24 protein-coding genes and 1 pseudogene are annotated in these 22,489 nt (G+C 45.4%); 12 read left to right on the top strand and 13 right to left on the bottom strand.

The features are described 5' to 3' along the window. Window positions 1–122 precede the first annotated feature (122 nt). Entirely contained in the window at window positions 123–1,025 is a 903-nt protein-coding gene (locus HUB64_RS02125) for a DUF3530 family protein (protein ID WP_173496260.1), read from the top strand. A 34-nt stretch (window positions 1,026–1,059) separates the two neighbouring features. On the opposite strand, the gene HUB64_RS02120 is transcribed toward HUB64_RS02125, so the two are convergent. Further along, entirely contained in the window at window positions 1,060–1,866 is an 807-nt protein-coding gene (locus HUB64_RS02120; RefSeq protein ID WP_173496259.1) for a crotonase/enoyl-CoA hydratase family protein, read from the bottom strand. 573 nt (window positions 1,867–2,439) lie between these two features. Between HUB64_RS02120 and HUB64_RS02115 the strand changes: the two genes are divergently transcribed. Then, entirely contained in the window at window positions 2,440–3,435 is a 996-nt protein-coding gene (locus tag HUB64_RS02115) for a response regulator (protein WP_028759518.1), read from the top strand. A gap of 18 nt (window positions 3,436–3,453) precedes the next feature. Then, window positions 3,454–4,428, top strand: a complete 975-nt coding sequence (locus HUB64_RS02110; RefSeq protein WP_131523954.1) for a sensor domain-containing diguanylate cyclase — start codon at window positions 3,454–3,456, stop codon at window positions 4,426–4,428. A gap of 82 nt (window positions 4,429–4,510) precedes the next feature. On the opposite strand, the gene rraB is transcribed toward HUB64_RS02110, so the two are convergent. The 6 genes from rraB to HUB64_RS02080 form a co-directional block, all read right to left on the bottom strand. Then, complete coding sequence (rraB, locus tag HUB64_RS02105) at window positions 4,511–4,918, bottom strand: ribonuclease E inhibitor RraB (protein WP_113939164.1); 408 nt, start codon at window positions 4,916–4,918, stop codon at window positions 4,511–4,513. A 306-nt stretch (window positions 4,919–5,224) separates the two neighbouring features. After that, complete coding sequence (locus HUB64_RS02100; protein ID WP_105250295.1) at window positions 5,225–5,968, bottom strand: 1-acylglycerol-3-phosphate O-acyltransferase; 744 nt, start codon at window positions 5,966–5,968, stop codon at window positions 5,225–5,227. Window positions 5,969–6,129: 161 nt separating this feature from the next. After that, window positions 6,130–6,930: a metal ABC transporter permease gene (locus tag HUB64_RS02095; protein WP_173496258.1), complete on the bottom strand. Its 801-nt coding sequence runs from the start codon at window positions 6,928–6,930 to the stop codon at window positions 6,130–6,132. A 4-nt stretch (window positions 6,931–6,934) separates the two neighbouring features. Further along, window positions 6,935–7,843, bottom strand: coding sequence for a metal ABC transporter solute-binding protein, Zn/Mn family (locus tag HUB64_RS02090; RefSeq protein WP_173247598.1), 909 nt, complete (start codon window positions 7,841–7,843; stop codon window positions 6,935–6,937). Beyond that, on the bottom strand, window positions 7,827–9,011 hold the full coding sequence (locus HUB64_RS02085) for a hypothetical protein (protein WP_105250297.1): 1,185 nt from the start codon (window positions 9,009–9,011) through the stop codon (window positions 7,827–7,829). The genes HUB64_RS02090 and HUB64_RS02085 overlap by 17 nt, the downstream gene beginning before the upstream one ends. Window positions 9,012–9,092: 81 nt before the next feature. Continuing rightward, window positions 9,093–9,383, bottom strand: a complete 291-nt coding sequence (locus HUB64_RS02080; protein WP_168827349.1) for an ABC-type zinc uptake system zinc chaperone — start codon at window positions 9,381–9,383, stop codon at window positions 9,093–9,095. 288 nt (window positions 9,384–9,671) lie between these two features. Between HUB64_RS02080 and HUB64_RS23290 the strand changes: the two genes are divergently transcribed. After that, complete coding sequence (locus HUB64_RS23290) at window positions 9,672–9,797, top strand: hypothetical protein (RefSeq protein WP_105250299.1); 126 nt, start codon at window positions 9,672–9,674, stop codon at window positions 9,795–9,797. Between the two features lie 145 nt (window positions 9,798–9,942). Here the strand turns inward: HUB64_RS23290 and HUB64_RS02075 are convergent, their stop codons facing one another. Further along, the gene (locus HUB64_RS02075) at window positions 9,943–10,272 is read right to left on the bottom strand and encodes a hypothetical protein (protein WP_113939169.1); all 330 of its coding nucleotides are present in this window, start codon (window positions 10,270–10,272) and stop codon (window positions 9,943–9,945) included. 234 nt (window positions 10,273–10,506) lie between these two features. On the opposite strand from HUB64_RS02075, the gene HUB64_RS02070 reads away from it, so the two are divergent. Next, the gene (locus tag HUB64_RS02070; protein ID WP_173496257.1) at window positions 10,507–12,165 is read left to right on the top strand and encodes a mechanosensitive ion channel family protein; all 1,659 of its coding nucleotides are present in this window, start codon (window positions 10,507–10,509) and stop codon (window positions 12,163–12,165) included. Window positions 12,166–12,249: 84 nt separating this feature from the next. Here the strand turns inward: HUB64_RS02070 and HUB64_RS02065 are convergent, their stop codons facing one another. Further along, the gene (locus HUB64_RS02065) at window positions 12,250–13,962 is read right to left on the bottom strand and encodes a formate--tetrahydrofolate ligase (protein WP_173496256.1); all 1,713 of its coding nucleotides are present in this window, start codon (window positions 13,960–13,962) and stop codon (window positions 12,250–12,252) included. A gap of 165 nt (window positions 13,963–14,127) precedes the next feature. Here HUB64_RS02065 and HUB64_RS23350 point away from each other — a divergent pair. Next, window positions 14,128–14,226: pseudogene (locus HUB64_RS23350) on the top strand (oxidoreductase); the annotation flags it as partial. An 80-nt stretch (window positions 14,227–14,306) separates the two neighbouring features. On the opposite strand, the gene HUB64_RS02055 reads toward HUB64_RS23350, so the two are convergent. Further along, entirely contained in the window at window positions 14,307–15,137 is an 831-nt protein-coding gene (locus HUB64_RS02055) for a MaoC/PaaZ C-terminal domain-containing protein (protein WP_173497871.1), read from the bottom strand. A 661-nt stretch (window positions 15,138–15,798) separates the two neighbouring features. On the opposite strand from HUB64_RS02055, the gene HUB64_RS02050 reads away from it, so the two are divergent. Then, window positions 15,799–16,572, top strand: a complete 774-nt coding sequence (locus tag HUB64_RS02050; RefSeq protein ID WP_173247606.1) for a methyltransferase domain-containing protein — start codon at window positions 15,799–15,801, stop codon at window positions 16,570–16,572. 33 nt (window positions 16,573–16,605) lie between these two features. Here the strand turns inward: HUB64_RS02050 and HUB64_RS02045 are convergent, their stop codons facing one another. Beyond that, on the bottom strand, window positions 16,606–17,508 hold the full coding sequence (locus HUB64_RS02045) for a TraB/GumN family protein (RefSeq protein ID WP_173247609.1): 903 nt from the start codon (window positions 17,506–17,508) through the stop codon (window positions 16,606–16,608). Window positions 17,509–17,556: 48 nt separating this feature from the next. On the opposite strand from HUB64_RS02045, the gene HUB64_RS02040 reads away from it, so the two are divergent. Together HUB64_RS02040 and HUB64_RS02035 are read left to right on the top strand one after the other, a co-directional pair. Further along, window positions 17,557–17,865 (top strand): prephenate dehydrogenase, encoded by a 309-nt coding sequence (locus HUB64_RS02040; protein WP_105250305.1) that lies wholly within the window; start codon window positions 17,557–17,559, stop codon window positions 17,863–17,865. Window positions 17,866–18,030: 165 nt separating this feature from the next. Beyond that, window positions 18,031–19,788 carry a GGDEF domain-containing protein gene (locus HUB64_RS02035; RefSeq protein ID WP_131523945.1) on the top strand — a complete coding sequence of 586 codons (1,758 nt, stop codon included), beginning with the start codon at window positions 18,031–18,033 and terminating at the stop codon, window positions 19,786–19,788. A 44-nt stretch (window positions 19,789–19,832) separates the two neighbouring features. Here HUB64_RS02035 and HUB64_RS02030 read toward each other — a convergent pair whose 3' ends face one another. Then, on the bottom strand, window positions 19,833–20,357 hold the full coding sequence (locus HUB64_RS02030; RefSeq protein WP_173247611.1) for a DUF3016 domain-containing protein: 525 nt from the start codon (window positions 20,355–20,357) through the stop codon (window positions 19,833–19,835). A gap of 278 nt (window positions 20,358–20,635) precedes the next feature. On the opposite strand from HUB64_RS02030, the gene HUB64_RS02025 reads away from it, so the two are divergent. Both HUB64_RS02025 and HUB64_RS02020 read left to right on the top strand, forming a co-directional pair. After that, the gene (locus HUB64_RS02025; RefSeq protein ID WP_105250308.1) at window positions 20,636–20,944 is read left to right on the top strand and encodes a hypothetical protein; all 309 of its coding nucleotides are present in this window, start codon (window positions 20,636–20,638) and stop codon (window positions 20,942–20,944) included. 135 nt (window positions 20,945–21,079) lie between these two features. After that, entirely contained in the window at window positions 21,080–21,394 is a 315-nt protein-coding gene (locus HUB64_RS02020) for a hypothetical protein (RefSeq protein ID WP_173247615.1), read from the top strand. A 13-nt stretch (window positions 21,395–21,407) separates the two neighbouring features. Here the strand turns inward: HUB64_RS02020 and HUB64_RS02015 are convergent, their stop codons facing one another. Beyond that, window positions 21,408–21,917 carry a DUF4240 domain-containing protein gene (locus HUB64_RS02015; RefSeq protein ID WP_173496254.1) on the bottom strand — a complete coding sequence of 170 codons (510 nt, stop codon included), beginning with the start codon at window positions 21,915–21,917 and terminating at the stop codon, window positions 21,408–21,410. A gap of 127 nt (window positions 21,918–22,044) precedes the next feature. Here HUB64_RS02015 and HUB64_RS02010 point away from each other — a divergent pair, with 127 nt between their 5' ends. Continuing rightward, window positions 22,045–22,425, top strand: coding sequence for a hypothetical protein (locus HUB64_RS02010; protein ID WP_105250311.1), 381 nt, complete (start codon window positions 22,045–22,047; stop codon window positions 22,423–22,425). Window positions 22,426–22,489 lie beyond the last annotated feature (64 nt).

Here is a 22,489-nt window from a genome sequence, read left to right as displayed (position 1 = left end):
GACTTTTTATACTAAATGACAGGTGCAATTCTTTGGCGAGGAAAATTCACTTTTTGGTAATTGTTCAGGTTATACTCAAACACTGATGAATTTATGAGACTACACAGGTGGTTATCAATTCTATGCCGCGCATTCTTTCACTCCTCTTTTGCCTCATTCTCGGCATCACAACCATCGCTACCTACGCGGCAGACACGACAACAACTCCGCCAACATCTGCGCCAGCCGAAATCAGTGCCAAAAAGTCGAATCACAGCTATCTACCCACAAATGAAATTAAACAAATCACGATTGATAATCAGCCCTACGATTTGTTAGTGCGACCATGGGAAGGTAAAAAGAAACTTGGTGCGGCGATAATCCTGCCCGCCACCAATGGTACCGCAGACGCGCCTGGATTGATGGCGTTTGTACGCCGCAATATCAATCCTGCTGGTTGGGCCAGCTTAAGTTTAACTCCGCCAACTGAAATGCCCGCAGCTAACTTTGCCACCGCCGCCACTGAAGTGACCTCGCCTGGCGCCGCGCAATTAAGCTCACCGTCCAACAAACCAAGCCCTAAAATCAAGCCCGAAGATAACAGCAAGCACCAGCAAGAGCAGGAAGATTTTCTCGTCAAAAGCATGTCACAGTTAGATGCCGTCGGTGCAGATTATGCGGGAAAACGTATTTTGATCACCGCCGACCAAAGTGCAGGATTATTGATTAGCCTATTAAGCCAGAAGAAGATTGCAGATCCTGATGTGCTGATTGTCATCAATCCCTATCGTGAGGACGAACAGCGTAATCAAGCACTCGCAGAACAACTAGCAAAACTTACGCTGCCCATTTTAGATATTCAATCGCCAGACGGTCACCCAGCCTCATTGGAGACGGCCGACAATCGCAAAAAACTCGCGGTGACCTTAGAAAGCCCTAACTATCGCCAAACTACCCTAGCGCTCAATTTAGATAACGAGAGCGCATGGCAGAATTGCTTAAATGCGATTAAAGGCTTTTCTGCCCGAATGAGCGGCGCGCAGTAAAACGGCGATTCAAGCTAATTCAGACAAAATAGCATTACCAACCCGATTGGCGATCCCGATAGGGTTTCTGCGGATCTGTCAGCTGACGCGTCGCCGCTATCTTGCTATTTTTGCCTAACAATAACCGAATCTGACTAATAGACTCGCGGCACAGCAGACTACGGATAGAAGCAGTCCAACTGCGATTAATGCTAAGTTTGATGGCCGCTGCCGCATCCGGTGAGGTTTGCATCAGTTGCCGCGCCAATTGCTCAGCAGCTTCCATGGGCGTCTCACTCACTTGTGTCACGAGTCCTAAGGCCAGCGCTTCATGACTCTCCAGCACTTTTGCCGTCAGGCTAAGTAACATGGCTTGATCCTTAGGCATAATTTGCCTTAATGCGACTAAACCCGCCATATCAGGCACGAGTCCCCATTTGGCTTCCATGATAGATAACTTACTGTCGTGGCTAGCAATACGCAGATCTGCGCCTAAAGCGATCTGCATACCGCCGCCATAGCAACAGCCCTCAAGCACAGCAATCACTGGCACAGGCAAGGTTTGCCAACCTAGTGACACCCGCTGTGCCAAATTCGCATTCCCCGGTAAACCCTTAAACAGTAACTTAACTGCATGCATCGGTGCCGACATCACGCTTTTGACATCAAGCCCTGAACTAAAATGCCCACCCGCTCCCGAGAGGATCACGGCTCGCACCGCACGATTGGATTTAATACTTTTAATCGCGCAGTCAAGCTCACTAAACATTAAATAGTTAATAGCATTCATTTTTTCAGGACGATTAAGCAACACGTAGGCGATGCCATCATCGATTTTAACTTGTACACTTTGGCCACTCATGAAATATTCCGTTACTGGTCAGTCCAGAATAAATGTTAACACGTTTGGCATAATTCACTAAAAGATATAACATGAGCCTGTTTTTTGACTTAAGTCAAAATATTGCCAATTCCATCATGGATTGAAGGCAACTTATGTTAGGCTGTCATCACTACGTGCAGTAATCCTAATGTATTTTTCGATTAGATAGCCTTAGCAAGCTCAATAATTAAGCGTATTTAACCGCTAGCTATTTAACTGCTAAAAATCGACACCAGTATCGCAATGCTACCTGCAGCGAAGGATGATTGGGCAGCCATATATGGATTCTATAGTCCTTTTTTAGTCACTATATCCTTGTTATTTACTAAACATTAGCCAGTTCGATTTAAGATTCAGCATGATTTGATTCAACAATGATTCAACAATGATTCAAATTTTAATGCCATCAGAAAATATAAATTTATCAATGATATCTATAAGTTACATATAAAAGATATTAATCAGACTTGCCCGAAGAACGCAATTCGTCAGTCAGACCTAAAAAATAAGTGTTATCTTCAATAAATGGGCAAATAAGGATCACTAGTCAGCATGTCAATATCTGTACTCATCTGTGACGATTCCGCCATGGCACGTAAGCAAATGGCCCGCACACTCCCCAAAGAGTGGGATGTGGAAATAACTTATGCGACCAATGGTGCCGAAGGCCTTGATGCCATCCGCGCTGGAAAAGGCGAAGTGGTGTTTCTCGATCTCAACATGCCTGTAATGGACGGTTATGAAGTACTGCAAACAGTGCAGCAACAGGACTTACCCGCGCTGATTATTGTGGTATCCGGCGATATTCAAATCAAAGCTCACGAGCGGGTTAAAGCCTTGGGTGCGTTAGATTTTATTCAAAAACCGGTGAGCGCCGATGCCATCAGCAACATTTTACAAGATTACGGCATCTTAACGCTGACGCAGAAAGATCTCACCGACGAAGTCCCGATGATCAAAGTCGACATGCGCGACGCTTGCCAAGAAATAGCCAACGTTGCCATGGGACGCGCCGCCGATCTGTTAGCTAAGTTACTCGATGTATTCGTGTTACTACCTATCCCTAATGTGAACGTGCTTGAAGTCAGTGAGTTAACCATGGCGCTCAAAGCCACGGAAGAAAGCTCAACTGTATCCGCGCTCTGCCAAGGTTTTATCGGTGCGGGTATTGCGGGAGAAGCCCTGCTTTTGTTCCATGATTCCAGCTTTAAAGACATGGCCAAGTTGATGGGATTAGCTAATCCAGAAGACAAAAATACTGAGATAGAAGTCCTAATTGATACTGGAAACGTACTGATAGGCGCTTTCCTTAACGGCATTTCTGAACAGCTCGATATGAAATTTAGTCAGGCTCACCCTGTCGTGCTGGGACGGCACTGCACGGTTAACGATCTGATCCATGATAATTCAGAGAAATGGCACCGAACTTTGGCAATGGAGATCAACTATCGGATTGAAGATCATAATATTCAATGCGATTTGCTACTGCTCTTCACCGAGGATTCTATCCCCACACTTAGCTATAAACTCGGCTATTTACTCGATTAACCAGTTGGATTTTATCCTATGTCAAATGACCAAAGCGCAATGAACGAACTACACTGGCTCATCGATATGGTACAAACCATAGAGGTGGGATTAGTGGTATTAGATCGCCATTACAATATCCAGCTGTGGAACGGTTTTATGGAGAATCACAGCGGTGTTTCCCCTAATTCAATCAAAGGTCAAAACCTATTTACCCGCTTCCCCGATCTGCCTGCCACTTGGTTAAAGCAGAAAATGGAATCGGTTTTCATGCTTAAAAACCGTGCTTTTATCAGCTGGGAACAACGTCCGTACGTTTTCCAATTTAAAAACTATCGCCCGATTACAGGCCGTGCAGACTATATGTACCAGAACGTGACCCTGCTGCCGCTGGCATCGCTCACGGGACAAGTGACCCATATCAGTGTGATTATTTATGACGTGACAGATATCGCCATCAACAAATTGCAACTTAAAGCTGCCAACGAACAACTCGAACGCCTTAGCCAAACCGATGGTCTAACTCAGTTGCACAACCGTCGTCATTGGCAAGAGTGTTTAGACCACGAGTACGACTTGTATGCCCGCTACTCAGGTATAGCAAGTTTAGTCATGATAGATATCGATAACTTTAAACATATCAACGACAGCTATGGTCATGTGGCGGGTGATAAAGTCATTCAGCATATCGCCCACTTACTCAGCCAATCCTTACGTGATACTGACTGTGCAGGGCGTTATGGCGGCGAAGAATTTGCGGTTGTATTGCCTAAAACCAGCGGCGCAGATGCGATGAACTTTACCGAGCGACTCAGGGAGAAAATCGCCGCATCCGTCATAGTGTATGAAAGCCTTAAGATTACTGTGACGGTAAGTTTAGGCGTATGTGAAATTGGCTCCCATATTACCAGCAGTTCTAGCTGGATCTCTTGCTCCGATAAAGCCCTGTACGAAGCGAAACAAAAAGGCCGTAACTGCAGTGTTTTACATACGAGTAAAACAAGTAAATCCTAAATATACCCATTAAAAATGCCCATCAATGATGGGCATTTTTATTTAAAACGAGTGGAGATTAAACTCGAGATCCGCAAACGAATTAATGAGGGAAACCATCATCTTCTTCGTCTTCATCTTCTTCGTCATCCATTTCATCGCCGACGAAATAGGTGCCCCAACCGTCATATTCCACTTTCTGCTTTACCGCTAATTGCAGCAATTGCTCGGCCGCTTTGTCCAGTAATTCAACATCCAGTTTGTGGTGTGCGACAGCATCGAAACAGAAGATAATTGAACCATCCTCCAGTTCCATTTCTTCGGCATCATTCACCTCAAAACCTAATTTGAAGGCATCCACAGCCGCTTTTTCAAGACGGTCAAAATTGGTCGATGAAAAGTGATGCTCAATAACATATTCCGCATCAGGCTCTGAGCCATCGTCAAGCAGGGCTTGCACTATGTCACGATTCTCTGCAAGTTGGGCTTTTAACTGACTTTCAATAGACATGGATTTGTCTCCGTTAAGGTAAATCTGGCTCAAATTGGCATTATACCCAAACAACCTGAAGATGCAGGATTCAGCGGGAATTTAACGCACTTTAGGCAAGGCGGTTATTTGCAGACCTAGCGGGCTAAGTTAAAAATAACCAACTCAGCATAAAGTGCTTTAAAACCCGCCGGGACGGAGCGCCTAGGGCACTCCATTTCCGTGTTGCATCAATTCAAAAGGTGACCGACATTCTTTCATTGATGCGCCTTGAATTGAAGCACCCTAGGCGCTCTGAAACTCGTATCTTCAGGTAGCTTGGGTATATTATACGTCATCACTCGCGAGAGTTTTACCCATAAGTGCTGCCGCTTCTTGATTTATCTCAGCAAATCTCGCCGACATGCTGGCATGAATTTGCGCAGAGAAGTTTTTCACATCGGCTTTATCTAAACCTGCGGTCGGCACAGGTGCCATCATATCGATGATGACGACACCATTATTCCAGCGATTTAACTTAATATGGCTCTGACACGAAGCAACCACTGGCACCACTGGCACTCCCGCCGCGATTGCAGTATGGAAAGCTCCCGCTTTAAAAGGTAACAGACCACGACCACGCGAACGTGTACCTTCAGGAAAAATCCATACGGATAGATTCTTCTGCTTAATTTTTTCAACCGTTTTAGCCATAGTATCAAAGGCACTGTGACGGTTTTTACGGTCGATAAGAATATTACCTGACAACCAATAGATTTGACCGAATAGCGGCATCCACGCCAAACTCTTCTTGCCTAAACTCACTGTACCTTTAGGAACTGCTGTCGTGTGAGTAAAGAGATCAAAGTTATTCTGATGATTTGCTAAGAAAATATACGGGCCGTCCTGCACATCTTCGTGCCGGCGAACAATCACTTTAATCCCAAGGATTGGCGCAACCGATGAGAAGATCTTGGCGAACATATGTACATTGTCGCGATGGCGAGGCCTTAATAAACACACTAAGCCACCAAAAATAAAGGCAAGCAACAAAGATACCGCCAACAACATTGATCTGACGATTAAAAGCACGATTTACTCCGACTGTAAAAGTGGCGACAGTATAGCCACCATGGCTTTGGGACTCAATATATTGTTTACATCTGTAAGCTGACTTGCTAACAAGCAAGCAAAAAAGCCCATCGATATACTGAACCTCCAGTGTATCGATGGGCTTTAAGATTAATATCGAACTAAGCGTGGTGCTTGGGTAGGATTTCAGACTCAGTTGCCTGAGGCGAGACTTTACTTAACACAAAGCGGATAACTAAGGCACTCACGGCCAAAGTCGCGACAATTGCCGCACCACTAGGGAGGTCTAAGGTCGCCGATAGAACTAAGCCCAAAACATAGCCCAGTAAACCGACGAGGTAAGCGTAAAATAGCCGACCTTTACCACGGTACTTGTTCAACGCTAAAGCTGGCAATATCAGGGTACTGAACACCAGATAAACGCCTACTAATTCCACCGATAAGGTAATCACTAGCGCAAATAGCAGATAAAATCCTGCCCCGTCTAACATCTGGGGGCGTAGGAATATCGCTAATAACACCAGTGAATACACTACGGCCGGCAAAATCAGTTGTGACCAACTTACCCACAGGATCTGACCTGACATCAATTGCTTTAACAACTCGGCGCCATGTGGGTCGTTTGCCAGCAACAGCATTGCGGCCACCGCAGACAAGACGTAAAAGCAGCCAATCATAGCCTCCAACTCACCCGCCATACGCTTAGCTAACCAAGCGATAAACCCTGCACCCGCAAGGGCAAACAGCGCTGGCATCCACACATTAGCAAACGGCATATCTTCTAATCTGTGGTCCATGTGAGCGACAATCGCGCCTAAAGCGGCAACTTGCGCTATCGCTAAATCAATAAAAATGATGCCACGCTTAAGCACTTGTCTCCCAAGTACAATATGCGTCGACAACACTAAGATCCCCGCTGCCAATGCAGGTAACAGAATCGACATCAGCTCAAGATCAAACATAGGTTTATTTCACTCCATTTAAGAGGGAAATCACGCTGTCATACAGGCTAAATAAATCTTGGCTCTTATCATTCCCCCCCACAGACATAGGCAGCATTACCACGGGCAAGTTCGCTTTTTCACCCAGCCATTTTGCACCGCGCTCATCCTGATAAGATGCCACAACTACGGCCAGAATATCCCCCTGCTCGGCGCGCGTCAGCAGACTCGCTAAGTGGCCACTAGTGGGGGCTAAACCCGGTTTTGGCTCTAAATCTGCCACTTGCTCGATACCAATCCAGTTGAATAAGTATCTAAAGCTAGAGTGGTAAGCGATCACTTTTTTACCTTGTAATCCCTTAGCTTGCGCTTCCCAACGTGGGACAGCAGCTTGCCAGCGAGTGGTAAAATCTGCCAGTGACTGTTGATAATCGGCCCCGCCAGCAGGATCTAACTGAACCAGCTTAGCACTCAATGCCGTGGCGACTTTTAACAGTCGCGTCGGGTCAAAATGAATATGTGGATTGCCTTGAGCATGCACATCACCCATGCTGCGATCGACAGTGGCCAGTTTATCTAAGGTCTCGATTTGATCGGCAGCGAAAAATAAGCCTTGCTCGGTCGAGCGCACTTTTGCGTTTGCCGACTTCATCTGCAGCATAGGCAACCAACCCACTTCAAGATCGGCACCTGCGCACACCACAAGATCCGCCTGACGCATTTTAGCGATCAAACTCGGACGCGCCTGCACTTGGTGAGGGTCTTGTAATGCCGTCGTTGCCGAATAGATGCTAGCCGTTGGAGCAAGCTCCTTGGTCAATGCCGCGTATTCAGGTTCACAGGCAAACACATTCAGCTCGGCATGGGCCAAACCAGTGTAAGTGACAGATAAGGCCACTGCGGCCAATTTAGCTAAATTAGAATTGATGCGCACCGTGAGCCCCCAGAGACATAATGTATTGAATAGTGAAGATGTTATCGTCTTCTATTCCATCGAAGTTAGTACCCTTTTGATTGGTATACTGGAAACGAACCGTTGAAAAATGGCTAGAATGCCAAGCCAAACTCACCTCCGATTCCTTCAACTTTTGCCCATGAAAATGATCGCCATGGAGCTCTTGGGTATCCGCTTCACCGTAACGCACACCCGCTGACCAGCTAGGCGTGAATTGGTACACACTGCTCAAATACCAACCTTGGTGATAATCTTGGCTCGGTGCATCCTCAGGATGTAAATCGATAGGAGTAAAATCGCTCACGCGATAGTACTCACCGCTCACAGTGAGATTTTGATATTTGTAGTTACCGTTAGGCGCCCACTTATAAACAAAATCAGCACCATAGGTATTTTTACCTGTGTAAGATGCGGCATGGCTATGACCTTCGTGCTCATCACCATGGGCATGCTCATCTTCATGTTCCCCTTCTTCATGGGCAGTCACTTGGCCATTTTCGTTGCGCAAGTAACTCAACCCCGCTTGCCATGAGCTGTTATCGCCTATGTCGCCACCAATTTTTGAGTACAAGGTATAAACACCGACCTTCTTAAACTCACGCTCACCATGCTCATCGGCAGCACGTAAACTATCGCCTTTAAAGGCTTCAACGCCCATGGTCCAATACAAGTCCGTCGGCGCTACGTAGTTAAAACGTATACCGTCATCAAAATAATGTCCCCCTAAGAATGCACGGTAAACCACAGGACGGTCGGTAAAGGAATCAGTATGTAAATGTTGGTTATTGAGGTAACCAATGTCCGATAAGAAACGGCCACCACGGATAGAAAACCCCGCTGGCATCGCCATGGTTTGAATAAAGGCTTCTTCCAGATTCAGTTCCGTCTCACCGTCATGCATTTCAACTACTGCGGTGATTTTACCGTAAAACATATCATCGATATTGGCACTCATCGCCAGTTCAGTTTCACCTAAACCAAAGCCATCTGGACTCTCGGCTAATGGGCGTTCTCCCGTCTGATAATATCCATTTAGCACACCACTGATATTAGGGTTGGTCAAGCTCGAGTCTTCTGCAAATAAGCTAGGCGAAACGAGCGCACACGCCAAAGCCACCAAAGAAATTCGGGTATTTAAAACAGTCATGATATCTCCAAAATACAACTAGCACTCGACGACTGATATAAAGTCATCAAGAAATACAATAAGTTAAAATTTTAAGTTGATTTAGAGAGCGAAGGGAGGCGCACGACTGCGATAAACACTGACGTGTTCAAAAATAGAGGAAGGTAAAATAAATTCGACCACATCGAAATGCTGTATAGCTAAATTCAGCGTCAGCGGATGGGTCAATAAAATCTTGTTGAGTTGGTGTTGATGGAAGCACAGGGTACAGTGAGTCTTAGCGCCATCATCAAGATGGGTCACACTATGGGCTGAGGCAGCAAGAGACAGCAATATCAGTACGGCAGCAAGCCATATCGAAATTGTGCGTCTAATGTGACTTTTAAGTCTCACTCAGTCGTCCCCATAGTTAAAAAGTTGCATAAGTCTATGTCAGTGCCATAGCAAGTTGCAATAAGGTAATCGCTTTGCAAAAGGTTACAAGATATTTGAGGTACCCAGTCTTACCAATAACTTCTTGTTTCAATAGCGGTAGGATCTTGTGAGAACTCAGGTAAAAAAACGCATTTAAGATTAGCTTAAGTGAGTGTAACTATAGTGTATTTAGTTTTTATGTCTGCGAGCACAATGACGAAATCAAGCTCGTTATGGCTCCGTTTTATCCACCTAAAGGCAACTATTATGCTAGCATTTTTTCGTGAAAACTTAGGGCTTATCTTAGGGATAGTCATCTTCAGCGCGGTGATATTTGGTGGTATTTATTACGTTGAGCACTCCTTAACGAGTCAAGAACAAGTCGTGCAGTAAACAAAGACTCATTAAGCGCGGCTGAAGTTCACCCCTTAAACCCTCTTAGTTGCATTTTGAGCGCCTGCTAAAGGCGCTCAAATGATGTTCGTCTCTGGAAAATTTACCGCCGATTTTCCTATCCATAACGAATCCACTTATTAGCCTAACGATACTTCTGTCTTTGATCGCTATCATCGACTTGCTCGGGCGCTTCAATGGTGATGACTTGATCCATAAAATGGCTCACAAACAACAACATCAACGAAAAAATCATTACAGGGATCGCAAAATACCGCACAGAGGCATCAAAGTAACTGTATCCCGCCGTAAACACACTCAAATAAAATCCTAATAACTTGAGTTTAGCCAATGTTGGACTGCGGCCTAACCAAGCCGCACAATGGGGACAACGCACTTGAGCGTCGAAACCTTTGCCTCTTTGCTGGCTAATGTCACTGACCTTGATGTACTGATTACAATGGGAACACAACATGAAAACACGATTCCTAAATAACGATGCGCAAGTTTACCAGATACCGACTAGAGTTCGGCCTGTAAATAGCCAAAATGTCGGAAAAAGCAGATAAAGCACCGCACTCAAGGTTAAGCTCAAATCAACCCTTCCCAAAAAAGTTTAATTCCAAGGGCTATTTCACTCGCAGATATTTTACAGTAAATCCGGCAACATCTATCATACTCAGACATATTTCTACTTAAGATCACTCCTATGCACCGCTACCTCGCTCTCGTGTTTGCCCTGCTAATACCACTACTCAGCCTTTCATCCCAAGCGCAAACTGAACCAGTCACTGCAACCGAAAGCCCATCCAGCACTCCTGTAACGCTCAAGACAGAACTGGCAATGCTGCAACAGGCTATCGATACGGATATACGTAAACTAAAAAATGCCAAAGGCGAATTGAAGACAATTGTTGAATATCGAATTCAAAACAAAACCTTACAGTTACGTAATAAGATTAAAGATCTGCTCGAAGCAACGCCAATCGACAAAGCTTTTCTGCAACCATTAATCCAAGGACAACTTAACTACATCCAACAAATTGATGCTTATATCGATGACAACATTAGTAAATTAGAACAGCAATTAGGTTCGAGCACAGATGATGCGACTCTGCTGGAAATATCAAAGCGCGAATTAGAAAAAGACACCTATTACAAGCAACAACTCGAGACGCTCACTTGGCTCGAACAAGTTGGCCAAGATATTAGCGAAGCACAAAAATCACTGATGCAAATTTTAGTAGCACGTGCCGATACGCTAGAAAGTTTAGTGACTTATACCCAGCAGCAACTACAAGCAGCAATCGATACCGCAACCAATGCAGGTAAAGATGTCACTTCGGCGCAAACCAGCCACGTAATGATGCTAAAGGAACGCTTAGCACAAAATAGTCAGAGCTTAAATATCGACATCAGCCTACTCGACGCCTTAGGCCATGATACCGCCGCGCTGAAAAAGACACTCTTTAGTGTTTCAGGTGATATCACTCAAGATGTGTTGAACTTTGATGTGGCATCAAGTCTCGTTGAGCAGTGGCTAAATACGGCACAAGAACAAGCGATTAATCACGGCCCAACCGTCGTGTTTAAGTTATTTGTTTTCTGTTTGATCTTGTTTATTGCGGGTCTCGCCGGCAAGTTAGCCAAACAGATAGTGAAAAATACCGTTAGCAATTCTAAGTTGAATTTAAGTAAGTTATTACAAGACTTCTTCACCTCGCTATCAGGTAAAGCCGTCTTTACTATCGGGCTGTTAATCGCCCTTTCACAGCTTGGGATCGAACTTGGTCCCTTGCTCGCAGGCTTTGGTATCGCGGGTGTTATTATTGGTTTTGCCCTGCAAGATACCCTGTCGAATTTCGCCTCAGGCATGATGATCTTAATTTACCGTCCCTATGATGTGGGCGATTTGATCAACGCCGCTGGCGTCACCGGACGCGTCAGTCACATGAGCCTTGTCTCCACCACGATTAAAACCATGGATAACCAACGTCTTATTATTCCTAATAATAAGATTTGGGGTGACACAATTAACAACATCACAGCTGAGCATCAACGTCGAGTCGATATGACCTTTGGGATCAGTTATAGCGACAGCATCGAACAGGCAGAAGCGATTCTCAAGTCCATCGTCGAAGCGCATCCTAAGGTACAACCATTGCCAGAACCGACGATTAAGCTACATCTATTGAGCGAATCTTCGGTCGACTTTATCGTTCGCCCTTGGGCAAAACCGGAAGATTACTGGGAAGTGTATTGGGACATTACCCGCGAAGTGAAAATGCGCTTTGACGCCGAAGGGATCAGTATTCCCTTCCCACAGCGTGATGTGCATATCTATCAAACTACGAAATCACCGCTTTAAACCAGCGTTAAATGAGAGAAGAAGGGCGTTGCAATGAGCTCGCCCTTATTTTTATCTCTGGCCTATAAATCTCTGCATCAAGTGTTAGCCTAAGCCGACTATCTCACCTTGCGCATCAATATCAATTTTTAAGTAACCCGGTTTCAGCCCAAGTCCTGGCATAGTCATCACATTCCCCACCAAGGCGGTGATAAACCCCGCACCAGCATGCAAGACTAAACCCCGCACTGGGATCTCAAAGTCCTGAGGAACGCCCTTTAAGCTAGGATCGTGACTAATAGATAACGGCGTTTTGGCCATACACAGGGGCAAATGTCCATAACCTAATACGGTCAGCTGCTGCGCCTGTTGTTTGGCCTCGATAGAAAGGCTAACGCCCGCTGCGCCATACCCCACCTCGGCTAAGGTGGATAACTTAGCCTCCAATGAGGCTTCATCTGAATATAACAGCTTGAACTGACTCTCGGTTTCAGCGGCGCGAACCACAGTCTGCGCTAAGGCGACAGCGCCCGCCTCCCCTTGGCTAAAAGCATCGCTGACCTCACAGCCAAAGGCGCTGCTCGCGTTGACGGCTTCAGTTAGCCATTGCAACTCGGCATCAGTGTCAGTGGCGAAACGGTTAATGGCAACCACCACAGGAATACCATAGCGAGCCACATTGTTGATATGCCAGTTTAAATTTGCAAAGCCTGCTTCGAGTCGAGCATGATCTGGTAGATTGATATCTGACTCAGACACCAAACCACTATTGGCCTTCAGCGCTTTTAAAGTAGTGACCAGCACAGCGGCAGCGGGCACCTGACCCGATTGACGCACTTTGATATTACAGAACTTTTCAAAGCCCATATCTGAGCCAAAACCAGCTTCAGTCACCACAAAATCCGCCAGTCTGAGGGCAATATCATCAGCAATAATGGATGAATTACCGTGGGCAATATTGGCAAAGGGTCCCGCATGGATCAGGCAAGGTGAACCATTTAAGGTCTGCATTAACGTCGGCTTTATCGCATCCGCCATGATGGCCGTCATCGCACCAGCGACACCTAAGTCTTCGGCTGTGATCACTTGCCCTTGGGTATTTAACGCCAGCACTAGACGACCGATCCGCGCCCGCATATCTGCCAAATTATGACTTAAGGCTAAAATCGCCATCAACTCAGAGGCGGCGGTAATATCAAAACTGGATTCGTACTCTGGGCCGTTATTATCACCTAAGCCAACATGAATTTGCCTAAGGCAGCGATCATTATGATCGACCACTCGGTGCCAACGGATCTCACTGGGATCGATATCCAAAAACGCTTGCCCAGATTGCGCCTCAAATTCCGCCTTACCTAAGCGCGCTTCATGAAATAGCCGCGCCGCAATCGCCGCAGCCCCTAAATTGTGGGCACTGCTGACGGCATGAATATCACCCGTGAGATGCAAATTCATCTCCTGCATGGGTACCACTTGCGCATAACCGCCACCCGCAGCGCCACCTTTCACCCCAAATACAGGCCCCATGCTGGGCTGGCGAATACAGGCACAGGCTTTTTTGCCTATGGCATTTAACGATTGCGTTAAGCCAATACTAGTCACCGTTTTACCTTCACCGTGGGGCGTAGGCGTGACTGCGGTGACGATAATCAATTTGCCTTTGCGCTGCCCAGCTAAACGCTGCAACACACTGAGCTCGACCTTGGCTTTAGTGTGACCAAATTGCATCATCTCTTCGGGTAATAGACCTAAGTCGACGCCCAGTTCATTAATGTCTTTTAGGCTAGCGCGATTCGAAATATCCATATCTGTCAGCATGCGTCGGTTTCTCCCTTTCAGATACACTCTGGTTTAGTATGAGAGTTCAACTAACAACACTCATTGAATAGGGCGGATATTAGGTGATTGGCTTTAAGATATATAGCCGTCGAAAGGGTTAATGAGCGATTCCTTAATCTGCATCAAATAATCTGCCCTGCGTTCGAACGGCTCAAGAGCGCCGTCGCCGCCAATGAGATCCAGCTCGATCGCCAGCAATGGTTCAGTATCTGGCAGGCATCTATGGGTCACATCGTACCTTGATTTTTGTTTCTCAAAAGCAACAACCATAAACAACAACGGCGCCAGAAGGCGCCGTGGTTGTATGTATTATTGAGTGCGGCTTAAAACTGCACATCGCCACTTAAATGAGGTCGACGGCCTTTGCTGTCACGTAATTCAAATACCATATTATTAGCATTCTGCTCATAGCCAAATCCAACATCGGCAGGCATCAAAAGTGGCAGTTTAAAGGTCACATCCACAGTGAATGGACGATCGCCAATACTTGGCATCAACTCTGCTAAACAACGGGCCTTAGACCACATGCCATGCGCGAGAACGCGATCAAAGCCAAAACGCTTTGAAAGCACAGGATGCAGATGGATCAAGTTATAGTCGCCAGATGCCTTAGCATAACGACGACCTAAATCTTCACTCAAACTCCAGCTTTGTGGTGTTTCCCATGCCATATCAATGGCTTTAGGTGGGCGAACGCGACGCCCAGCGACATCGATACGATATAAATAGGTGGATAGCGATTCCCAGACGAGTGCTTCACCCACAAACGCCTTAGACACAAATTCAAACTCTAAGCCAGAATCCGTCTCGCGGCTCGTGGTCAAGGCGCACTCGAGGGAGAAAGTCTCGTCCACCGTCACAGGCCGATACACTTGAATCCGATTCTTTAGGTGGATCATCCCAAGCAGTGGGAAAGTGATCCCATCGTGGGTAAAGATCACCGCATGCAGGCGAAATGCCATCACGTAGAGATAGGTTGGCGGTAGAACTTTACCGTCAAATTGAAAACCACACACCTGCGCATATTGGCTTACTTTAGCTTCAGACACAGTCACATGCGGCGCGGTCACCTTGATTTGGGGCAACGGCTGTTGATCCCAACCAGGCTTACGGCCAAAGAAGATCTTGCGATAAAGAGAAAACAGCGACGGCATCGCGTTCAATTCAACACAATATGCATTATTCAAGTCTGAGTACCTTTTAATTAACTATCCCTTGGCACAAAAATACATTGTCATAAATTACCCCGCACAGACGAGTAACGTCTGATCAATCAAGCTGATAACGAGTGTAAAACAGGCAGTACTGCGTCTTAATAAGGGCTGATGCTGACTCTCCGAATGGACAACTATACCCAAACAACCTGAAAATGCAGGATTCAGCGGGAATTTAACGCACTTTAGGCAAGGCGGTTATTTGCGGACCTAGTGGACTAAGTTCAAAATAACCAACACAGCATAAAGTGCGTTAAAACCCGCCGGGACGGAGCGCCTAGGGCACTTCACTTCCGTGTTGCATCAATTTCTGTCATTGATGCGCCTTGAATTGAAGCACCCTAGGCGCTCTGAAACTCGTATCTTCAGGTCGCTTGGGTATATAGAGTCAGGTTTGGCGAAAACGGCGTGATTATAACCCAGAGCACTGAGTTCTGTGTATCCCTAAGTTTAGTAGGAATAATTACTACAAATAAAATCAATAGATTAAAAATTAACGATGCAAATTTATCCATCTCAACTCGGCAATAACATCTCCAGAGTGCGAAAAATTTACGACTGTGCCACACTATCGTTCCACTCTCCTTAACCTAGTTATCACGTGCAAGATAAGAATTTTGATAAGCTCGCGCAAAAATTTGCGAAAAACATCTATGGTACGCCCAAGGGCGAAATTCGTGCCGCAGTGCTATGGCGCGACCTCGTCCCCGCGCTGGCAAAACTGGGGGATAAAAAACTCAGAGTATTAGATGCGGGCGGTGGTTTTGGTTACTTTAGCCAAAGATTAGCGCGCCTCGGCCACGAAGTTGTACTCTGCGATATCTCTGCTGAGATGCTGGCTCAAGCCAAAGAACAAATTGATGCCTCCCCTGAACCATTAGCTATCCAGCTTATCCATGCGCCTATCCAAGCATTATCGGTCGATAACCATGGTTATTTCGATATCATACTGTGTCATGCGGTCGTTGAATGGTTAACGGATGCTAAGCCAACTGTAGCAGGTTTACTTACTATGCTAAAACCCGGCGGATTATTCTCTTTGATGTTTTACAACAAAGAAGCCATGCGCTTTCATGCTTTAGTGTCGGGCAATTTCGATTACGTCGCCGCTGATTTAAAAGTGAAGAAGAAAGTGCGACTAACTCCCACTCATCCGCTTTATATTCAAGAAGTTAAAGATTGGTTTAGCGAATGGCAAATGTCACTCATCAGCCAGTCTGGCGTACGTGTAATCCACGACTATTTGAAAAAGAGTCAGCCTGCGGATTTCGACTATCACAAGCTGCTACAAATGGAGCTGGAGTACTCGCAACGCGAACCCTATATTTCCCTCGGCCGATATGTGCACTTTTTAGGGCAAAGCTCTGCAGTGTGAACGCGCGTCGTTACAAACGCGCAGCCTAAACGATTACTGACAAGTCTGTTTCCAGCAGGCGCTCACTTTGGCGCCTGCTTGCTCTAGCAATTGCACCACGCTTTTATCCCCCACCACATGGCCAGCACCAACCACCACAAACAAAGGTGAAGCCACATCAGTCGAGCCCATTAATTTTATAATGCCATCGGCCATCGCATGGTTTCGCTGCCAGAGGATTTTCTCTAGCATTTTAGTGTCGCCCTCGCCGCCCATTTGCTCCTGCATTATGGAATCAAGCTCAGTTTCATTACCTGAACGCCAAGCCGTTATTAACGATAAAAGCTCCGCATCCGATGCGCTAATCGCCTCACGCACCATAGACCACTGCTCTTGACTATTAAAAGACGCTAACAATTGAAATTGTGACTCGGCGGTTTCCAACGGATACACAGGCAAAGTCGCATATAGAGCCATCAACTGCATATCAACGCCATAATCCGTGCTGTAACCTAAGTCGTTATAACGCAATAAGTTAACTTGAGTAGCCTGCAACCAAGGTGCGAAAGATTGTATCGACTGACAAACATTTGCCGTGGCCGCGCAATAGGGCGTCATGCTCTCGACCGTTTGCTTATCTCGGCTCTGCCAATCTAAACCCTTAGTTTTATCGGCGCGGCCGTATTGTTGCAGTAAGGCTGTGCTATCGACTTTATTGATATCGACTTCTACAACTAAGCCCTTAGCTTTACCCAACGCGGTTTCAATTTGGGTGGGTAAAGGATAAAAGTCGGCACGTCCAATATGAATCGAACCCAGCAAATACGCGCTCTTGCCTTGCCATTGCACTTCATAAAATGGTGGTTTATCGGTTTCTGCACCCACCACTTTTGTGCTCAAACCCGCTAACGCCAGAAAACTGATTGATGCAATTAGTCGCCATTGGCTTGTTGCCATATCCTTTGCCCCTTATAATTCCTGCAAATTTTGCAATGAGACGCTGTTATGCCACATACCAAGGTTATAGAGCAACTGAAAGAAAATCTTCAAATCGCCTATCGCCAAGCCATAGACGCCGACGCTAAGTTAGATGAGCTAAAGAAAGCTGGCCATGGAAACTTCACCAGCATATTCACGGCAGAACAAGGTTTTATCGCTTCGAGTAATCGCTTTCTGCCCTATGTGCAAGAGTTGGTCGATGACTTAACTCGCATGGAAGAACATCAAACGCTCGATCCTAAAGAACTCGAAACCTATGTGCGTCAGTTAGGCGCATTACTGCAAACATTGCAGGCCTTTAAGAAGCAAAGCTAAACCGAGATTAGGAGCTGAAACTCACCTTAGATTTCAGCTCTTTCCATAGCATATCTAATCAAGCCCACCAACACAGATAGATAGCACTAAGCTTCCCCAAAACTGTCATCATTTTGTCATTTCTAAGTCATAGACTCCGCTCACATAGACGAAGGGGCTGACGTAATGACAAGTTTAGATCTGGCTAAAGAGCTCGATAAAATAATCTCTAAAGCTGCAATCAGTCCCTTATTTCAGCCAATTTTCAATATATTAGAACATAAAATTCATGGTTTTGAGGCGTTAAGCCGTGGCCCTGAACACAGCCCGTTATACTCCCCAGTCCCGCTATTTCAGACCGCCGAACATCAAGGTAAATTAAGCGAGCTAGAAACCCTTTGTCGCCGTATTTCACTCGAGCAATTTAAGTTGCGTCAGTTTCAAGGCAAGCTGTTTATCAATATCTCGCCCAAGGCATTATTAGATCCTGCCCACCCCAAGGGCATGACCTTACAACTGCTGCAACAACTTGGCATAGCGCCATCACAGGTTGTGATTGAACTTTCAGAGCAATATCCCGCCGATGATATCGATTTACTCAAATCCTGCTTGAATCACTATCGTAGCCAAGGTTTTTTAACAGCGATCGATGACTTAGGTGCAGGTTATTCGGGTCTGAGACTCTGGTCAGAATTGTCACCCGACTATGTCAAAATCGACCGTCACTTTATCCATCAGATTGATTCGACTCCCGTCAAACAGGAATTTGTCCGCTCGATTGTGGAGTTATGCCAAAGTTTAACCTGCAAAGTGATAGCCGAAGGAATTGAAACGCAAGAGGAATTAGCCGTACTCAAACAACTGGGTATCGTCTATTGCCAAGGCTACTTACTCGGCCGTCCAGAAGTACTACCCTGCCGCGCGATGAAAGCGACCTTAGTGCCGAGCAATACTCAAATTCAACCTAGATACAGCGAATCGGCCGAGAGCCTGTGCACGAGTGCCATAACCGTAGTGCCCACGCTTAAACTCAAATTCTTAAGTGACACCTTTATCTCGCAACCTGCATTACAGGCGGTTGTAGTGGTCGATAACCAGTTGCCACTCGGTATTATCAGCCGCGCGACCTTACTTGAACTCTTCAGCACACCCTATGGTCGCGCCTTACATGAAAATCATGCTGTGAGTGAAGTAATGGACCCGCAAGTCATCCAGATTGAGGCCAACGAACCGTTATCCACCGTAAGTCAATTACTGACCTCAGAGAGTGCTAATACGGTAGCGCAACAGTTCATTATCCTTCGCCGTGGTAAACTACTCGGCATAGGCCATACCAAGGATTTGCTACAAAGGATCACAGAGCACAGAATTAAGATGGCGCGCCATGCGAATCCTCTTACAGATTTGCCGGGTAATGTGCCCATTCAAGAGGAATTAAAACGCCTTAAGATCCAAAAGAAACATTTTTATCTAGCCTATTTTGATCTGTGTAACTTTAAGCCCTATAACGATATTTATGGATTTTGCCGTGGCGATGAAGTGATTTGTGAAGTGGCGAATCTGTTACTGAAGTATAAAAGCGACAATTGCTTTGTTGGCCATGTCGGCGGCGATGACTTTGTAATTATCAGCACCTGTGAGCATATGATCAGCCGTTGCCAGCGAATTCTAGCGGATTTTGAAACCCATAAGCATTTGTTTTATAGCGCCGAGCACTGGCTGGCCCAAGAAATGCTCGCCGACGATAGAAAAGGTGAAGCCTGTTACCATCAATTGATCAGTCTGTGTGTAGGCATTTTACCACCCGCACTCACCTTTAACGCCCATGAACATAGTCTATCGACCTTAAGCGCTAGGGCAAAAAAACAGGCAAAATCCGCAAATAACGGATTTTACCTGTTAGAAAATCATCTGATTATCGACACTCAGGCACTAACGGCATAGCTAAACAGCTTTAATACTCAGCAATTAGCGACCGATATGGGTCATTAAAGTTGTGGTGCAATCGTCTTCTTTAACCACTCGGTTAACATTTTGGTTTCGTAAATAAAAGGTTTATCATTTAAAGATTGGATCCCACCCATAAACCCCATATCCGACAGTTTTTCATCGCCCGCGATAATCACTTTATCGTTTTCCATGACTTGATAAGAAAAAGTCATACGCGGCGGATAAATGTCTTTGATAATGCGTAAATCATTGGCGGTCGCACCAAATGTTGGACGCATATCACCCGCCAGATCAACATCGGTAATGGTCATTTCAAGCTTTTGATTTGGCTTTAAAATCTTTGCAGCTTCTTTATTGATGTTTTCAGTTAAGGTTTCAAATAAGCGCTTCTCATAACGGGATTGGAGCTCCCCTGATGATTTTATATCGCGATAATCTTTAGGACTTTGCCAAACAATTTTAACCACACCATCTTCGGTGACGGGATCCACAGGCGCTTCATCGGCCGCCCAAGCCGCACTGCAACTTAATACACCTGCGAGTAAAAGGGACTGAATTTTCATGTTTGCCTCCAAGGCCTAGATAACTTTCTGAGAACCACAGTACAAAATCTAACCTGAACTAGAGCTTAACGCAAAACTGATATAAGTACAGCAAATGTGTCGTAAGCTTTTGTATAATTAAGTAAATATTATTTAACCATCACAACCGATACGTATCTTTTTGTATCGAAATTGCACCAAGTAAGTGCATAGTTATCAATTTGTGAACATTTCACGCGCATAACGACAAAAAAAGCGTTATCCTTCCGCTATTGTTTACATTGCCCACTTAATAAAAAATGAAATTCCCTGTTGTACCTGTGTTCATTCTTATCCTGTTTACCTGCGTCGTAAGTGCGATTTGGTTTATCTCCCCGAGTGACAAAAATACTGGCCCTAAAACTTGGTCAGCCTTTATCTACAACCATGGCTATGATTCAGGAAAATATAAAAAAACCGATAACTTTGACAGCTATAATACTTGCCGCGATTTTGCACGCGAACAATCTGCCTTCTACGACAATGTGCCTTGGGAATGTGGATCTATGTGCCAGTTCGATACTCGTAAGCAAGGATTTCAATGCGAAGAAATGAAGAATGAGCACTAACTAACCATTCAGCATAGGTTCAATATTTATACAATAAACTCCGCTCCTCACAGTACAACTCGTTTTCTTTACCGTCTAAGGATGCACGATTTAGAACTAACGTGTTAAACGTAATTTTTAACTTGGAGCTTACCTATGAACCTAAAAACGGCTTATCTATTCAACCCATATTCACGAAAACTCGCTTTATTGGCACTGCTGACAATCGGAACTAGCGTAAGTATTTCAAGCCAAGCTGCGCCATTGACCATCAGCCAGCAACAGGCAGTTAACACTCATTTGAGCAAATTGGCTCAGATGCAAAATGCGGCTGAACATCAAATGACAGAGCAGCTTAAGCAAGATTTTAGTCAACAATTAACCGCGCAAGAACATGAGTTTATGAGCGACATCTGCCCTAAATACGGCATGACCTTCGATGTCACTACCAACGCTTGCTTACGCTCATAAGGTATTGCCAAGACTAAAATGGAAAACGGGCACTCAGCTCAGGGTATTGCCGCTTTAAATCCTTGGGCTTAGTGCTAAATTTTTTCCCCGCGGGCGTCGCCTTGCCCGATGGCATAAAGGGCAGCTCCTCACCAGTTCTATCTTCGTATAATTGCCCTGCGATAAGGTCGTATTCATCTACAAAAGGGTAAGCATAGGCATCTCGCTCTGGCCAAGCGACTAAACGTGCTAGGGTGTCAGGTTGATTAACCACACCTTCGAAAATTTCTTTACCAAGTGAAATCAAAAAACACCTAAACTCGGCAAAAGCATATTCAGAATCACAGCCCGTAATAATGTAAGCCGCCCCCCAAACAGACCACAAATAACTACGGCGCATCTGCTGACCAAAGATTTTATCGAAAGCTTTTAACTCTTCATTACTCAATTCGGCAAGTTTCTGCTTCAGTGCTTGAGTCAAAGACTCCTGTGATTGCGCCGTTTCCGTTCGCGTGACTAACCCCCAAAACTCAACTTCTGTCATAAACGTCACCTATTAGAGCCTCTAGCAAAAAGGCATATTCTACACGATATCACGGTTATACTGGACTCGGATTAGGGCATTTCCTACACTTGCTCATCTTCTTTGCTACTGGTGTGCACTTCAATCTATGCCTAAACGTCTTATACTACTGATCACGTTATATTGCCTCTTCAGCATTGCTGCACTTTGGCGTACTGTGATGACTCAATCCCTTGATGTATTCACCCTAGGTGTCCTCCCCGTGCTCGTTGGCATACTCATACGGGCGCCGTGGTCTAGCTTAGTGTTGAAGATTTATATTGGCATGCAAACCTTAGGATTCTCGGCACTGGGGATTACAGCAATTATTGCCTATCGCATTACCCCTGAGGATGTAAAAGTAGTTGTTTCTGGCCACAACATTCCTATGTTGCCACTCACAGTGAGCATTATTGTTATTTTACTCGTGCAGTATTGGATCGCATTTTCTAAGGTCACGAGACACTATTTGACCCGCCAAACTCAGTAATGGACTTTGTTGCTAAGCTGTTATCAATAGCGTAGCTTAGCGACCCAGTAAAATACTTACGATT

This window comes from Shewanella sp. ISTPL2, from assembly GCF_013283205.1.
Taxonomy (GTDB): Bacteria; Pseudomonadota; Gammaproteobacteria; order Enterobacterales; family Shewanellaceae; genus Shewanella; species Shewanella oncorhynchi.
This window is presented reverse-complemented; position numbering and strand designations above follow the sequence as displayed.

What these genes read in the sequence shown, in the direction of transcription:
- HUB64_RS23290 (WP_105250299.1), top strand. Translation starts at nt 9,672, where the DNA reads ATGCTAGCATTTTTTCGTGAAAACTTAGGGCTTATCTTAGGGATAGTC.
- HUB64_RS02125 (WP_173496260.1), top strand. Translation starts at nt 123, where the DNA reads ATGCCGCGCATTCTTTCACTCCTCTTTTGCCTCATTCTCGGCATCACA.
- rraB (WP_113939164.1), bottom strand. Translation starts at nt 4,918, where the DNA reads ATGTCTATTGAAAGTCAGTTAAAAGCCCAACTTGCAGAGAATCGTGAC.
- HUB64_RS02110 (WP_131523954.1), top strand. Translation starts at nt 3,454, where the DNA reads ATGTCAAATGACCAAAGCGCAATGAACGAACTACACTGGCTCATCGAT.
- HUB64_RS02065 (WP_173496256.1), bottom strand. Translation starts at nt 13,962, where the DNA reads ATGCTGACAGATATGGATATTTCGAATCGCGCTAGCCTAAAAGACATT.
- HUB64_RS02025 (WP_105250308.1), top strand. Translation starts at nt 20,636, where the DNA reads ATGAAATTCCCTGTTGTACCTGTGTTCATTCTTATCCTGTTTACCTGC.
- HUB64_RS02120 (WP_173496259.1), bottom strand. Translation starts at nt 1,866, where the DNA reads ATGAGTGGCCAAAGTGTACAAGTTAAAATCGATGATGGCATCGCCTAC.
- HUB64_RS02115 (WP_028759518.1), top strand. Translation starts at nt 2,440, where the DNA reads ATGTCAATATCTGTACTCATCTGTGACGATTCCGCCATGGCACGTAAG.
- HUB64_RS02030 (WP_173247611.1), bottom strand. Translation starts at nt 20,357, where the DNA reads ATGAAAATTCAGTCCCTTTTACTCGCAGGTGTATTAAGTTGCAGTGCG.
- HUB64_RS02085 (WP_105250297.1), bottom strand. Translation starts at nt 9,011, where the DNA reads ATGACTGTTTTAAATACCCGAATTTCTTTGGTGGCTTTGGCGTGTGCG.
- HUB64_RS02015 (WP_173496254.1), bottom strand. Translation starts at nt 21,917, where the DNA reads ATGACAGAAGTTGAGTTTTGGGGGTTAGTCACGCGAACGGAAACGGCG.
- HUB64_RS02010 (WP_105250311.1), top strand. Translation starts at nt 22,045, where the DNA reads ATGCCTAAACGTCTTATACTACTGATCACGTTATATTGCCTCTTCAGC.
- HUB64_RS02095 (WP_173496258.1), bottom strand. Translation starts at nt 6,930, where the DNA reads ATGTTTGATCTTGAGCTGATGTCGATTCTGTTACCTGCATTGGCAGCG.
- HUB64_RS02055 (WP_173497871.1), bottom strand. Translation starts at nt 15,137, where the DNA reads ATGCCGTCGCTGTTTTCTCTTTATCGCAAGATCTTCTTTGGCCGTAAG.
- HUB64_RS02070 (WP_173496257.1), top strand. Translation starts at nt 10,507, where the DNA reads ATGCACCGCTACCTCGCTCTCGTGTTTGCCCTGCTAATACCACTACTC.
- HUB64_RS02040 (WP_105250305.1), top strand. Translation starts at nt 17,557, where the DNA reads ATGCCACATACCAAGGTTATAGAGCAACTGAAAGAAAATCTTCAAATC.
- HUB64_RS02075 (WP_113939169.1), bottom strand. Translation starts at nt 10,272, where the DNA reads ATGTTGTGTTCCCATTGTAATCAGTACATCAAGGTCAGTGACATTAGC.
- HUB64_RS02035 (WP_131523945.1), top strand. Translation starts at nt 18,031, where the DNA reads ATGACAAGTTTAGATCTGGCTAAAGAGCTCGATAAAATAATCTCTAAA.
- HUB64_RS02020 (WP_173247615.1), top strand. Translation starts at nt 21,080, where the DNA reads ATGAACCTAAAAACGGCTTATCTATTCAACCCATATTCACGAAAACTC.
- HUB64_RS02045 (WP_173247609.1), bottom strand. Translation starts at nt 17,508, where the DNA reads ATGGCAACAAGCCAATGGCGACTAATTGCATCAATCAGTTTTCTGGCG.